The sequence below is a fragment of the Phycicoccus duodecadis genome, from assembly GCF_002846495.1.
In the GTDB taxonomy this organism is placed as follows: Bacteria; Actinomycetota; Actinomycetes; order Actinomycetales; family Dermatophilaceae; genus Phycicoccus; species Phycicoccus duodecadis.
Map to the genome: position 1 here is coordinate 2,149,478 of NZ_PJNE01000001.1, position 13,833 is coordinate 2,163,310.

Below are 13,833 nucleotides of genomic sequence, written 5' to 3' on the forward strand. Positions count from 1 at the left end.
GCACGTCGGGCCGGCCGGGCCTCAGGTGCGCGAGTTCTCGGGGAGCGGGGGCGGCGGCGGCTCGACGGCGAGCGGACCCACCGGCACCCAGCGGGGCGTGACCGCCCGGCGACACTCACGACAACGGCGAACCGGACCCTGGCATGTGCACATGAGAGACCCCCTGCATCCTGCGAGACCACGGGCACTCGCCCGCAGCACCAGGGTAGGGAAGGCGCTGACCAACCGCAGGCAAAGGTCAAGAAAGGGTAAAGAGACTTTCAGCGATCGCTCAGGCCTCGGCGCTGCCGCGCAGCATCCGCAGGTGGCCGCGGCGGGCGATCTCGCCGCCGACGGGCTCGGCCGGCGCGGGGGTGGCGGCGCGCCGGGGACGGCCGGCCTCACGGACGGCATCGGCCAGGGCCAGCAGGTCGTCGGTCGACGGCTCGGGCTCGGGGTACTCGGTGGCGAGGCGCATGACCTCCCACCCGTTCGGCACGGTGAGGCGGGTGGCGTGGTCGGCGCACAGGTCGTAGGTGTGCGGCTCGGCGTACGTGGCCAGCGGGCCGAGGACGGCCGCGCGGTCGGAGTACGCGTAGGTGAGGGTCGCCACCGCCGGCTGCCGACAGCCGGTCTTGGTGCACTTGCGCGACAGGTTCACGCGAACGACCCTAAACCGACCTCGAGCCCTCCGGTCGCCGCCACGCCGTAGCATCGGCGGGGTGACCGCGCGACGCCGAGACCGCCACGGGCGGGGGCCCCGGGGGCCGCTGGCCTGGCCGGCGGTGCCGGCCATGACGACGCGGCGCACCCGCTTCGACGACCTCGTGTTGGATGCCGCCGACAAGCTGCGCCCGCATCTCGGGAATCGCTACGCGGCAACGGAGTTCGCGGTGCAGGATGTGCCGCCCACCGACCCCGCGCCGTGGGAGGAGCAGATCTCGCCGCTGGGCCGGCTGCTGCGGGCCGACGCCACGCGCGTCGACCACGTCGTCGTCTACCGGCGGCCGGTGGAGGCGCGGGCCCAGGACGAGGCCGACCTCGCCGACATCGTGCGCGAGGTGGTGACGGAGCAGGTGGCCGCGCTGCTCGGCGTGCCGGCGCACGAGCTCGACCCGGACATCGACCCCGAGGCCTGAGGGCGGCCCCCGCTGCGGGCGCCACGACCCCGCACGTGCCGGGTTGTGGCCCGCGACGCGGCATCCCGACCGCCACGACCCCGCACGTGCCGGCTCAGGGCAGGGGGAAGGCCCGGCTCACCGGCGACGTGACCGCCACCGGCGCCAGCGGCACGACCGACAGCCCGCGGGCGACGTCGGTGCCCGCCACGGAGACGACACCCGCTCGCAGGGCGCCCGAGCCCGACGTGCGGCGGACCCACACGGCACTGGCGCCCGCGAGGTCGACGGCCGCCCCGCGCTCGGAGAGCAGGTCGACCGACCGGGTGCGCTCCTCGCCGTCGACGACCAGCGTGACGGTGGCGCTCGAGGCCCCGCCGGTGCTGACCAGCCGCAGCGAGCGCGTGACGGTGGGCGTGGCCGGCAACGCCATCCCGGCCACCTCGGGCAGCGGGTCGCTCGAGGGCGACCACGCGATGTCACCGGGGCCCTTGGCGGCGCCGGTGCGGGTGAGCACCGACACCGCGACCGGGACGTCGGAGCGGACGACGACGGCGTAGGTGTCGGGCGTGACGGCCGGCAGGACGAGCTCGCCCACCCCGCCGGCGGGCACGGTGAGGACGGTGTCGGCGGTGGTGGCCACGGTGCCGCCCTTGCCCAGGAGGGTGACGCTGGCCACGGCCTCCTCGTCTCCGGGGGCCACGACGCGCAGGGTGGAGCGGGCGCCGAGGAACGCGGCCGGCACGACCTGCACGGTGGAGGGATCGGCGGTGGGCACGGTGGTGTCGGCGCCGAGCGCGGTGCTGCCGACGACCCAGGTGTCGGTGAGCGTGGCCTGGAGCCCGCCGCCGTCGGCGACGACGTGCACGGCGGGGCTCTTCTCGGCCCCGGCCACGGCGTCGAGCAGGAGGGTCGTGCGACCGCCCGGCGGGACCGTCTCGGTGCGCGCGGGGGCCACCGGGCCGGCAGCGCCGTGCACGGTGACGTCGGCGGTGACGGGGTTGCCGCCGGGGTTGAGCAGCACCAGCCGCTCCTGGCGGCCGGGGCCGTCGCCACCGCCGAGCAGCCACAGGTCGGAGCCGGCGGTGCGGCACGGGGCGGTGACCAGGCCGCGCAGGTCGGGGGCGGTGCGCACCCATTCCTGGGTGGCGGTGACGGCCGGGGCGAGCGAACCCTGCGCGGTCAGCGCCACGGGGCCGGTGGCGGGCAGCGGGGCCGCCACCGTGGCGGGGCGGCGGGCCGGCAGGGCCCCGATCGCCTTGCCGCCGGCGCGCAGGCCGGCGGCGCCCCGACCGGTGGCCGGGACCGGCAGGAGGTCGGCGGGGCCGGAGGCGGCCAGCACGGTGCCGCCGACCGCGACGTCGGGGACCCCCGGGATGCCGCTGAGCTCGGTGCCGGGGCACATGGCGTCGATGCTGGTGGCCAGGCTGGTGCCGGCCACCGGGGCCTGCCGGACGCCGCTGGCCGCGGCCAGGTCGAGACCGAGCGGCACCGTCGTGGCGCCCCACACCAGTGCCGCCGCCGCACCGGCCCCGACGACCACGCGGACCGCGCCGGGGACGGCGGGGCGCAGGGTGGCCAGGCGCGTCGTCATCCGGCTCATCGCGGGCCCACCCGGGTCTCGCGGCGGCCGAAGGGCACGGCGAGGAAGCACAGCACGGCCAGGGCGAGGCCCTGCCCCAGGTGCCACCAGCGGTCGGGGTCGACCAGCGAGATCGTCAGCCGGCCCGGACCGGGCGGCAGCGCGTAGGTGGGCGTGGCGGCACCGGCGACCGCCCGCAGCGGCACGTCGTCGACCGCGACCACGGCCTCCCGGGCCCAGCCGGCGGGCTCGGCCACGACCAGCGTGCTGCCGGCGGGGGCGTCGATGGTGGTGTCGGTGGCCGCGTGGGCGCCATCGGTCTCGACCAGCAGCGACTCGGTGGGCGTCTCCATCCGCAGCCGCGGTGGTGCGACGAGCGAGTCGGTGCCCTCGCCGACCGGGCTGAGGCGCCACAGCCGCCAGCCGTCGCGGGGCGAGATGCTCTGCAGGCCCTCCGTGGCGTCGAGGCGGCGCACCACCTCGGGCACCTGGTCGCCGCGCACGGCGAGGAGGTCGGTGGCGGCGGAGCTGATGAGCGAGGCGCTGCCGGGGGCGGCGCCGAGGAGCCGGGTGACCGAGCCGGCCACGGCGCCCCCTGCCCGGGAGGGACGCGGGAAGGGCCGCACGAGGTCGGCGTCCTCGCGGCCGACGAAGCGGTAGGCGGCGCCGGCGTCACCGGGGACGACGAAGAGGGCCCGGGTGGCGAAGGCGCCCTGGGCCTGGTCGACCGCGACCGCCGGGCGCGGGTCGCGCCAGGCGCTGAGGGACGTGCCGAGAGTGCCCACGACCACTCCCCCGGCGGTGGCGGCGACGGCCACGACGGCGAGCCCGGCCGCCACCCGCAGCGCGACGGTCCGGGCCCGGCCACGCGCGACGACGGGGAGGGCGTCGAGGGCGTGCGCGGCGGAGAGCACGAGCACGAGGACGACCGGCAGCAGCAGCGTGCCCGCCCACGGCGTGATGGCCTGCCCGGCCCCCTCGACGCCGGAGGGCACGGTGCCGAGGCGGACCCGCGGGGCCACCAGGGCCAGGGCCAGCAGCACCGGCAGGAGGACGGCCAGGGTGGCCGGGGCGCCGCGCCAGCGCCGGCCGCGCACGAGGCCGGCCACCCCGACGACGACGAGCGGCAGCATCGACCAGACCACCGGGGCGCCGGTGCCCCCGGTGTCGAGCAGCGCGAGGCGCCACGGGGCCGGTGCGCTGCCACCCCACTGAGCGAGGCCCACACCGGCGACGAGCGCGGGCCATCCGGCCGGGCCGTCGTGCAGGAGCCACGGCGCCAGCACGGCGGCCGGGACGAGCGCGACGACGAGCGCGTGCACCCGGGCCCGGCGGCGGACCAGCGCCAGCACGAGAGCGAGCACGACGGCGAGCGCGGCGAGCACGGGCGCGAAGGTGCCCAGCACGGTGACGCCGAGCGCGGTGGCGAAGGCGCTGGTGGCGGTGGAGCGGCGGGCCGCGACCAGCCAGAGCCCGGCGGCGGCGGCCGGGAGCAGCAGCAGGGCGACGACCGCGCCGAGGCGCCCCTGGGCGACGGCGGCGGCGCCCGGCCCGGAGCAGGCCCAGGCGACAGCGCCGAGGGTGCGGACCCAGCGGCGGGCGGCCACGACCCGCAGCCCCAGGTAGGCCGAGGCCGCGGCCAGCGGCATCGCGAGCAGCACCAGCAGCGCGACGACGAGACCGCCGGGCGACGTCGGCGCGGGCAGCAACGGCAGGTGGTCGACGACCCACGCGGGGCCCGCGAGGAGGACGCTGTGCGGGCCCGCGGCGTCGGGGCCGCCGAGCCCGGAGCCCGACCAGCCGTCGCGCCAGGCGTGCCACAGGGCGCCGGCGTCGGCGCGCGAGCCGACCAGCTCACCGCCGCTGAGCCCACGGCCGATGCCGGTGACGACGCCGAGCCCGAGGGAGCGGCCGGCGGCGACGGTGACGGCCAGCGCGAGGAGCACGGCGACGATGCCCGGGTGGCGGACGACCTTGACGAACCAGGAGCGCGGGTTGAGGTCGGCCGCCTGGTCGCCGATGGGCGCCTGCGGCGGCACCAGGGCGTGGTGGACGCTGTCGCCCCATCCGGTGAGGACCGAGCGGCGCGCCTCGAACAGCATCCCGAGGTCGTGGCGGCGCACCACCGGGCGGTGCCGGGTGCGCCAGCGGGCCCGGAGGCCGCGCACGGGGTCGAGCGAGGCGAGGGCGCCGAGCTCGGCGGCGGCCGCGCGCGGGCGCTTCAGCAGCAGGAGCCCGACGGCGGCCACGACCGAGGTGACCGCGATCCAGAGCGTGAGGAAGGGGGCCTGCCACCACGGGGCGCGGGCGAGGGCCACGCGCCGGGCGGCCCGGCGGCGTGCGCCGTTGGTGGCGGTGGCGACGGCGACGCCCGGGCCGGAGCGCACCCGCGACGAGGGCACCACGACCACGCGGCGCCCGCTGAGCTGGGCCCGCCAGCCGAGGTCGAGGTCGGCGGCGACGTCGCCGAAGCTGCTCTCCCAGCCGCGCAGCCCGAGGAGCAGGTCGCGCTCGACGAGCGAGCCGGCGAGCGGGACCGCGAGGACGTCGGTGAGCGCGTCGTACTGACCCTGGTCGGGCTCGCCCGGGACGGGGCGGGGCAGCAGCCGGCCGCCGCGGGTGGTGCGGATGGAGACGGCGCGCAGGCGGTGCGGGGAGTCGATGTCGACGTGCTTGGGGCCGAGGACGCCGGTGGACGGCGAGCGGCGCCAGGCGTCGACGAGGCGGACCAGGGCGTCGGGTTCGGGGACGGCTCCGGCCGGGAGGAACCACACCAGGTCGACGGCGTCCTCGGAGGGCGCGTGCGCGGTGACGACGCGCAGCAGCGCGGTGCGCACCGGGGCGCGGCCGTCGGCCTCGACCACGGTGACCGGGATGCCGTGGCGGTCGCGTACGGCGGCGACCAGGGTCGCGAGGGTGGTGTCGTCGGCCTCCTGGAGGTCACCCGGGAGGGAGGCGCCGGAGGTGCGGTCGACGACGACGATCTCGTCGGGCGCGAGGGTCTGCGCCAGGGCCGCCTCGAGGACCGGGGTGATGCCGGTGGGGTCGCGCCGGCTGACCACCACGGCGGTGACGTGCGGCGCCAGCGCCGTGGCCAGGGGGCCGGGGGCGCTGGCGACGGGGCGCGTCGGAGCCAGGGTCATACGCGAGTGCGCGGCGGGGAGGGCGAGCCCTCAGACCGCGCGCTTCTTCAGCTTCCGGCGCTCGCGCTCGGACAGGCCGCCCCAGATGCCGAAGCGCTCGTCGTTGGCCAGCGCGTACTCGAGGCACTCGGAGCGGACCTCGCACCCGACGCAGACCTTCTTGGCCTCGCGGGTGGAGCCGCCCTTCTCGGGGAAGAACGCCTCGGGGTCGGTCTGCGCGCACAGCGAGCGCTCCTGCCAGGAGAGAGCACCCTCCTCCGGCTCGACGTCGCCGATCAGTCCCTCGACCAGGTACAGCTCTTGCATGTGTCCTCCTCGACCCTCGACCCTCGCGCTCCGGGCGGTCCCTCCGGAGTACATGCATGGAATTACACGCGTGTCATGCCGCGCTCGTCAAGCCGGTTGGTGTTATTGGCTCGATTTTCTCCTGTCGGCGGCCCGTGGTAGGGGCGGTCGGGGTGGCTCCGGTCGGCGCGACGGCGCCGACCTGCAACAACTCCGCACGTGCGGACCTGCGGCTGGCGGCCGCGGCATCCGACCGCAACAACCCCGCACGTGCCGAGGCCGTGCGGGCGGGCGGCCATCCGGCCACCGGACGCCCCCGCTCCCGGATGCCGCGCCGCCGCCCCGGGCTGACAGACTGCGCTCCATGCGCATCACCGCTCTCGCGGGGGGTGTCGGCGGTGCCCGGTTCGTGCGGGGGCTGCGGCACCACCTCGACACCACGGGCCACCGCGACGCCGAGATCACCGTCATCGCGAACACCGGCGACGACATCACCCTCTTCGGCCTGCGGGTCTGCCCCGACCTCGACACGCTGCTCTACACCCTGGGTGGCGGCATCGACGAGAGCCAGGGCTGGGGCCGGGCCGACGAGTCGCACGCCGTGCAGGGCGAGCTCGCCGCGTACGGCGCCCTCCCCCAGTGGTTCGCCCTCGGCGACCGCGACTTCGGCACCCACATCGTCCGCTCGCAGTGGCTCGGCCAGGGGCTTTCGCTCTCGCAGGTCACCGAGCGGCTGGCGCAGCGCTGGCAGCTGCCGGAGCGCGGCATCCGACTGCTGCCGATGACCGACACCCCGGTCGAGACCCACGTCGTGGTCGACGACGGCGAGGGCGGCGAGCGCGCCATCCACTTCCAGGAGTGGTGGGTCCGCCACCAGGCCTCGCTGCCGGCCACCCGCTTCGTCGTCGCCGGGCTGGATGCCGCGGGCCCGGCGCCGGGCGTGCTCGACGCCATCCGGCAGGCCGACGTCGTGGTGCTGCCGCCGAGCAACCCGGTCGTCTCGATCGGCATCGTGCTGGGCGTCCCCGGCGTGCGCGACGCGCTGCGCGGGACCACCGCCCCCGTCGTCGGGGTCTCGCCGCTGATCTCCGGCCGGCCGGTGCGGGGGCACGCCGACGCCTGCCTGGCCGCCATCGGGGTGCCGTCGACGGCCGAGGCCGTGGGTGGCCTCTACGAGGACTTCCTCGACGCGTGGCTGGTCGACCCGGCGGATGCCGGCACGCGGCTGGCGCGGGCCCGGGTCGAGGCGTTCGACGGGCCGCTGCTGATGAGCGACGTCGAGGCCACCGCCGGCATCGCGGCACACCTGCTGCGCCTGGCCGAGCCCGCCCGGGCATGAGCGCGGCGTCGCCCCAGGGGTCGCCCGGCGCGGCGTCCCCGGCCGTCGAGCTGCGGCCGCTGCGCGGGTTGCCCGAGGTGACCGCCGGGGCCGACCTGCCCGCGCTGCTGCTGGCGGCCCTGGCGGCCGACGGGCTGCACCTGGCGCCCGGCGACTGCCTGGTGGTGTCGAGCAAGGTGGTCTCGAAGGCGCTGGGGCTCACCTGGGCCGGCGACCGGGCCGGTGCGGTCGCGGCACACACGGTGCGGGTCGTAGCCGAGCGCGAGGGGTCGGGCGGCCCCACCCGGGTCGTCGAGGCCACGGCCGGGCCGGTGATGGCGGCGGCCGGCGTCGACGCCTCGAACACCGGGCCGACCGGGGCGGTGCTGCTCCTGCCCGAGGACCCCGACGGCGAGGCGCTGGCCCTGCGGGCGGTGCTGCTGGCCGCGGCCGGGCTGGGGCCGGAGGCCGCGGTCGGGGTCGTGCTGTCCGACACCGCCGGGCGGCCGTGGCGGGCGGGGCAGACCGACTTCGCGCTGGGCGCGGCCGGGCTGGCGGTGCTCGACGACCTGCGCGGCGGCGTGGACGCCGACGGCCGCGAGCTGGCCGTCACCGCGCGCGCGGTGGCCGACGAGGTGGCCGCCGCCGCCGACCTCGTGAAGGGCAAGGCCGACGGCGTGCCGGCGGCGCTGGTGCGCGGGCTGCCCCGCGCCTGGTTCACGGGTGCGGGCGACGGCGTGGGCGAGGGCGGCGGCGCGGGCCAGGGTGCGGGTGCCGCCGGCGGAGCGCGGGCGCTGGTGCGCACCGGCCCCGGCGACTGGTTCGCGCGCGGCCCGGTCGAGACGCTCCGGGCGGTGCTGGGGGTCGAGCCCGGGTCGGCGGCCTCCGACGAGGTCGGGCTCCGCTCGGTCGCGCCCGAGGAGCTCGGGGTACGCGTCGGGCGGGTCGTGGCCCTGGCCCTGCGCGCGGTCGAGGAGGGCTCGGCCGACGTCGCGCTCGGCGCGGGCGCGGCCGAGGTCACCCTGGCCGCGCCCGACGACTACGACCTCGGCCGGCTGGTGGTGCGCTGTGAGGTGGCAGCGGCCTCCGAGGACCTCGCCGTCGAGATCGTCTCCCGCGCAGCGGGGTCCGTGAGCATCCGCCTGACGTGAGGTGGCCGCCCCGCGTCGGTCACGACCCGATGATGGAGGACTGCGAGTACGGGTACAGCTGCACGACGAACGGCAGGCCCCCCAGCCACTGGACCTCGGTGTAGGTGCTCCAGGACCCGCAGTCGACGCCGCTCGGGATCGTCGCAGACATGTCGACGACGTGCCCGACGTGGTGCTTGAGGCTGTCGAAGCTCCTGACCGAGCGCGCGGTCGCGACCGTGGGGCACGCCGGGTTGCTCGGCACCAGGAAGCCGCGGATGGCGTACGTGGAGGACCCGCTGCGCGGGAACGTGCGGACGGGGCACCCTGCACCCCCGCTGCCGTAGCAGTTGGTGATGTAGATGTCGGCGCGGGCGTCGACGGTGGTGGTTCCCGGCGGCGGGAGGTAGCGGAAGATCGGGACGACCCGGCGCCGGGTCACGTCACCGGCCGGGAAGAACGTCGACCCGTTGACCACCCGCGAGACGCCCAGGCGCTGCGTGGTCAGGGTGCCCGCGGTGTCGCCCACGAAACCGCTGTAGAGCGTGGCCCGGGCCGGCTCGGCGAAGTGGGAGTTGACGTAGACGCGGAGCCGGCACAGGTAGGTACCCGCCTCCGGCGCGACGAAGAGCAGCCGGTTGACCACGTGGTTGAGGCCGTCGCGGGCCAGGAGGTTGGTCCCGGTCCAGGACTCCTTGACGATCGTGCCGTCCGGCCGCTCGCAGGTGATCTTCTGGCCGAGCGCGTTGCGGTCGGGCGTGCCCTGGTAGGCCTTCGACTCGGCCCGCAGGAGCCGGGCCTCGTGCGCCTGGAGGGTCAGCGACAGGGTGGCCCGTACCTCCCCGGGGTTCCAGGACGGGCGCTCGGTCATCACCAGGCCACGCGGGGCGTAGGCCACGGCGACGTAGGCCTGGGCCACGGCCGTCTGCAGCACCAGGGCCACGGCGAGGCCGAGGACGACGGCCAGCCGCCGGCGGCCGGCCGCCGAGCGGCGCGGGGCCGTGTGGCGCGGGCTCGTACGGGTCATGTGATCGTCTCCATCCCGTTCCAGCCGGATCCGACCTGGACCCCGCTGCGCACTCCGCCGCCGACGCGGCCCCGGTAGAACCAGAGCGAGCCGTCGGACCGCCGCGCGTAGAGGTCGCCCAGGCCGTCGCGGTCGAGGTCGCCCGGTGACGTCAGCCAGGTCATGCCCTGCCATCCGCACCCGACCTTGGTCGAGCGCCCGAGGGTGACCGCCGTCGTGGTCCGGTAGGCGTAGAGGCATCCGTCGCGGGCGCTGACGCCGACCGTGTCGCCCCGGCGGTCGCCGTCGAGGTCGCCCATCCCGATGATCCACGCCATGCCGTTCCACCCGGTGCCGACCTGACGGTCGTACCGCAGGCCGCCCGTCGGGGTGAACGAGTACAGGTGCAGGGTGCCGTCGGAGCGTCGGGCGAGCAGCTCGGCCTGGCCGTCGAGGTCCATGTCGGCCGGCGTGGCCAGGGCGGTCATCGACTGCCACCCCGACCCGACCTGCCGCCGGGGGGCGAAGGTGGCGCGCCCCTGCCCCGCGAAGAGCCACAGGGCTCCGGCCTCGTCGCGGGCCACGAGGTCGGTGCGCCGGTCGCCGCTCACGTCGCCCGGGCTGCCCACCCAGGAGTACTCGTCCCAGCCGGACCCCGCCCGGGAGCCGGAGGAGACACGGCCGTTGCCGCGCCCGGGGTACATCCACAGGTCGCCGCCGGTGGTGGTGCCGAGGAGGTCGACCAGGCCGTCGCCCGTCCAGTCGCCCCGGACGCCGGAGACCGGGTCGGGCTCGCATCGGTAGGCGTGGACGTCGTCGATCTCGACGTGGCTGGTGGACCCCGGGACATCGGTCACGAGGTCGACGTAGACGTCGACGAGGTCGTAGGCGTTGACCGAGGTGGCGTCGCGGACGATCGTGCGCCACTCGGCCGAGGGGGCCAGGGCCTCACTACCGTCGTTGATGAAGAGGCCGGCCTCGCCCGGCTCGAAGGTGCCGCGGTAGGTGAGGGAGACGAAGAGGCCACCGGGGTCGACGGGCGAGTAGAGAGGGTTGACGACGTTGTCGGTACGGCCCTCGGGCGCGGCGGTCGTCATGGCGACGTTGGACCCCTCCGGTGCGTCGCCGTCCTCGGGGGCGCCGACCGTCCATCCCTCGGAGTACTCGGGGTTCGGCACGTCGCCGCTCTCGAAGCCCTCGACGGCGTAGGTGGTGGTGACGAACTGGCCTGCCGGACAGGTGGCGTCGATCGCCGGCGGCGTGACCCGGGCCACCGTGCCCTCGCGCTGGACCGTGCTGCCGGTGGAGCGCTGGGCCTTCGGGGACTCCGGCGACGTCGGCTTGGGGAAGACCGGCCCGGGTCGCTGCAGGGGGACCGCCGGGGCCGGGCGGGTGTCGGACGCCACCTCGCCCCGTGCGGGGCCGGCCCACACCGCGGCGCTCACGGCCACCAGGACGGCGGCCACGGCGCGTGCGGACCACGATGTCGACATCGGTTCGGCGTTCCTCCCCGCCTCCGACCCCCGGAGGCCCGCAGACCGTAACACGTCCCGCGCGGGCGCCTGCGGAACGCCGAGGCCCCGCCCCCGCGCCGGGTCAGCGGCCGCGGGTCGGGAGGTGCGTGGGCAGCGTCATCCGCGGGCCGCGGCGCGGCCGGTGGTGCCCGGCCAGCTCGAGCAGCCGCTGCACCCGGTAGCGGTGCCCCGCCCACGGCACCAGCAGCTCGGCCAGCGCGTCGTCGTCCTGCGGGGTGCCGGTGAGCGCCCAGGTCATGTCCTTGGCCACGTGGTAGTCGCCGAAGCTCACCTCGTCGGGCAGCCCGAGCGCGCGCTGGGCGACCTCGGCCCAGGTCCAGCGGCCCACCCCGGGCAACGCCGTGAGGCGCGCGTGCGCGGCGTCGCGCGGCAGCCGGGCGCACTCCTCGAGCCGCCCGGCGTAGCGCACCGCCGCCACCACCGTGCGCGAGCGCTGCGGGTCGACCCCGGCCGCCAGCCACTCCCACGACGGCACCGCGGCCCACCCCGCGGGCGTCGGCGGCACGGCCATCCCGAGGCCCTCCCCCGGCCCGGGCGCGGGCTCGCCGAAACGCCGCACCAGGCGGCGGTACCCCGCGAAGGCCTCCTTGCCGGTGACCTTCTGCTCGATGATCGACGGCACCAGGTTCTGCACGACCAGCCCCGAGCGCGGCACCCGCCAGTGCGGCCGGACGCGCCACGCCTCGGCGACGAGGGGATGCCGCGAGGCGTCGAAGCCCGAAGGGTCGTCGTGCTCGCCGAGCAGGGCCGGCACCTGCTCGAGCATCCAGGCCGCCCCGCTCCCCCACGCCTGCGCCAGGACCTCGGGCCCGACGCCGCCGGGCGCCGTCAACCGCAGCGTGACCGGGCCGTCGGGGGTGCGCCAGGCGAACCACCACCCGGCGTCGTCACGGCGGCTCGTGGGGTCGCCCGCGCCCCGGCGGAAGATCGAGACCTGCGCCCCGAGCGGCACCGGGCGCGAGGCCCGGACCGTGCGCTCGGCGGCCGGCAGCGGGCTCACCCCACGTGGCGCGGCGCGACCCTCAGGGGTGGGCCGGCCGGGCGCGCCTCGCCCTTGAAGGCCGCCCAGACGTACGTGGGCACCAGCGGCAGGGCGGCGGCCAGGGCCGGCTCGGGGATGCGGGCCGCCCACGCCGGCACGGTGTCGCCGGCCGCGAAGGCCCCGGGGTCGGCCAGCACCGGGAGGGTGTAGTCCCAGACGTCGTAGGCCGCGAAGAGGCGCCGCAGCCCGGCCGGGGTGTAGTAGCGCTCGTAGTAGTGCTCGCCCTTGCCGGCGGCCCTCAGGTACCGGTCGGCCGCGGCCCGGGGCAGCCACGACAGGAACGGCAGCCGGTGGTGCGGCTCGATGACCTGCCAGCGGTGCCCGATGCCGAGGTACAGCAGCCCACCGGGGCGCAGCACGCGGTGGATGTCGGCCACGACGGCCTCGGGGTCGACGACGTGCTCGTAGATGTGGTTGAGCACCGCGACGTCGACGGTGCCGTCGTCGAAGGGCAGGTCCTCGCCGCGCGCCAGGCGGAAGTCGACCCGCTCGCCGAAGCGCGCGCGGGCCTTGGCCAGCCCCGGCTCGTCGATGTCGACGCCGCTGGTGGTGGCCCCGGCCAGGGCGAGCTCGTCGGCGATGAACCCGGCCGAGCAGCCGACGTCGACGGCGCGCAGCCCGGCCAGCGACGGCACCCCGAGGGCGTGCTGTACGACGGCGACGATCTTGGCGGCCTTCTGGCGGCGCCCCTGCTCGTCGAGCATCTTGGCCATGGTCTCGGAGTAGGCGAGCTGCTCCTCGCGGTCCTGGGGCTCGCTCACGCCTCTGATCCTAGGAGGTGGTGCCGACGGCCCCAGGCCCAGCCGCCGCCGGCCACCAGCAGGTCGGCCACGACAGCCAGGAAGCGCGCCACGACGACCACGGCGGTGGCGGCCGACAGCGGCATGAACGTGACCAGGAGCAGACCCAGCACGCCGTCGCGCACCCCGACACCGGCGGGCACGATGATCGAGAACTGCCCGGCGGCCGAGGCCAGGGCGAAGCCGCAGACCGCCGCGATGGCCAGGTCGGCCACGCCGGCCCCGGGCTGCAGGGCCCGCACCAGCACGGCCACCCCGAGCCCGGTCGACACCCACGCGGCGGTGAACCAGGCGCAGGTGACGAGCACGGCCCGCCCGTGCAGCTCGTGCTCGAGGGGCTCGCGGCGCAGCATCCGCAGGCCGAGCGCGACGACGGCGTTGAGGATGCGCGGCCAGAGCATCACGGCCCCGATGACGACGGCCGCCACCACGACCCACGCGGTGGCGCTCGAGCTGCCGCGCGCCAGCAGCCGGGGCAGCGCGACGGCGCCGAGCAGGCTGCCACAGAGCACCGCCAGCCCGATGGACAGCAGCCCCGCGACCGCCATCCGCCGCCGCGGGATGCGCAGGCGCGTCCCCATCTCGGCCTGGGCCAGCACCGTCCACACCGACCCCGGCACGTACTTGCCGAGCTGGCCGACGAAGAAGATGCTGGCGGCCGCGGGCAGCGGCACGGGGCTGCCGAGCTCGGCCAGGAGCACGCGCCAGCCGAGCAGCGTCAGCAGCGGCGCCCCCACGGTGAGGACGAACGCCAGCAGCAGCGCCGGCCAGGCGAGGCGCCCCAGCTCGCCGGAGACCTCGGACCAGTTGCGGGCCAGCGCCCAGGCGACGGCGCCCAGGATGACGACGAGCAGCCCCAGCCGGACGAGGTTCACCACGCGCGAGCGGGTCACGG

General features: G+C 76.9%; 12 protein-coding genes. 3 read left to right on the forward strand and 9 right to left on the reverse strand.

All coding sequences use genetic code 11. The features are described from left to right. Positions 1-271: 271 nt before the first annotated feature. On the reverse strand, positions 272-640 hold the full coding sequence (locus ATL31_RS10100; protein WP_211284005.1) for a DUF3499 domain-containing protein: 369 nt from the start codon (positions 638-640) through the stop codon (positions 272-274). Between the two features lie 61 nt (positions 641-701). On the opposite strand from ATL31_RS10100, the gene ATL31_RS10105 reads away from it, so the two are divergent. Further along, complete coding sequence (locus ATL31_RS10105) at positions 702-1,118, forward strand: metallopeptidase family protein (RefSeq protein ID WP_245862236.1); 417 nt, start codon at positions 702-704, stop codon at positions 1,116-1,118. Between the two features lie 94 nt (positions 1,119-1,212). Here the strand turns inward: ATL31_RS10105 and ATL31_RS10110 are convergent, their stop codons facing one another. Genes ATL31_RS10110 through ATL31_RS10120 form a run of 3 tightly spaced genes read right to left on the reverse strand, consistent with a single transcriptional unit; the run spans position 1,213 to position 6,128 of the window. Next, a complete protein-coding gene (locus tag ATL31_RS10110) occupies positions 1,213-2,691 on the reverse strand; it encodes a DUF5719 family protein (RefSeq protein ID WP_101395656.1) in 1,479 nt (492 codons plus the stop codon). Positions 2,692-2,696: 5 nt separating this feature from the next. Then, positions 2,697-5,822: a glycosyltransferase gene (locus tag ATL31_RS10115; protein ID WP_101395657.1), complete on the reverse strand. Its 3,126-nt coding sequence runs from the start codon at positions 5,820-5,822 to the stop codon at positions 2,697-2,699. Positions 5,823-5,852: 30 nt separating this feature from the next. Further along, positions 5,853-6,128 carry a WhiB family transcriptional regulator gene (locus tag ATL31_RS10120; protein WP_101395658.1) on the reverse strand — a complete coding sequence of 92 codons (276 nt, stop codon included), beginning with the start codon at positions 6,126-6,128 and terminating at the stop codon, positions 5,853-5,855. Between the two features lie 343 nt (positions 6,129-6,471). Here ATL31_RS10120 and cofD point away from each other — a divergent pair, with 343 nt between their 5' ends. Both cofD and ATL31_RS10130 read left to right on the forward strand, forming a co-directional pair. Then, complete coding sequence (gene cofD, locus ATL31_RS10125) at positions 6,472-7,446, forward strand: 2-phospho-L-lactate transferase (RefSeq protein WP_101395659.1); 975 nt, start codon at positions 6,472-6,474, stop codon at positions 7,444-7,446. Then, positions 7,443-8,576 (forward strand): coenzyme F420-0:L-glutamate ligase, encoded by a 1,134-nt coding sequence (locus ATL31_RS10130; RefSeq protein ID WP_101395660.1) that lies wholly within the window; start codon positions 7,443-7,445, stop codon positions 8,574-8,576. The genes cofD and ATL31_RS10130 overlap by 4 nt, the downstream gene beginning before the upstream one ends. Positions 8,577-8,595: 19 nt before the next feature. Here ATL31_RS10130 and ATL31_RS10135 read toward each other — a convergent pair whose 3' ends face one another. The 5 genes from ATL31_RS10135 to ATL31_RS10155 form a co-directional block, all read right to left on the reverse strand. Continuing rightward, positions 8,596-9,582, reverse strand: coding sequence for a hypothetical protein (locus ATL31_RS10135; RefSeq protein ID WP_101395661.1), 987 nt, complete (start codon positions 9,580-9,582; stop codon positions 8,596-8,598). Then, positions 9,579-11,027 (reverse strand): FG-GAP repeat domain-containing protein, encoded by a 1,449-nt coding sequence (locus ATL31_RS10140; protein WP_143598374.1) that lies wholly within the window; start codon positions 11,025-11,027, stop codon positions 9,579-9,581. The genes ATL31_RS10135 and ATL31_RS10140 overlap by 4 nt, the downstream gene beginning before the upstream one ends. A gap of 130 nt (positions 11,028-11,157) precedes the next feature. After that, positions 11,158-12,096 (reverse strand): DNA-3-methyladenine glycosylase family protein, encoded by a 939-nt coding sequence (locus ATL31_RS10145; protein WP_101395663.1) that lies wholly within the window; start codon positions 12,094-12,096, stop codon positions 11,158-11,160. Next, positions 12,093-12,899 (reverse strand): class I SAM-dependent methyltransferase, encoded by an 807-nt coding sequence (locus tag ATL31_RS10150; protein WP_211284006.1) that lies wholly within the window; start codon positions 12,897-12,899, stop codon positions 12,093-12,095. Before ATL31_RS10150 ends, ATL31_RS10145 begins: the two co-directional genes overlap by 4 nt. After that, on the reverse strand, positions 12,896-13,831 hold the full coding sequence (locus tag ATL31_RS10155) for a lysylphosphatidylglycerol synthase domain-containing protein (protein WP_101395664.1): 936 nt from the start codon (positions 13,829-13,831) through the stop codon (positions 12,896-12,898). Before ATL31_RS10155 ends, ATL31_RS10150 begins: the two co-directional genes overlap by 4 nt. Positions 13,832-13,833: the final 2 nt, after the last annotated feature.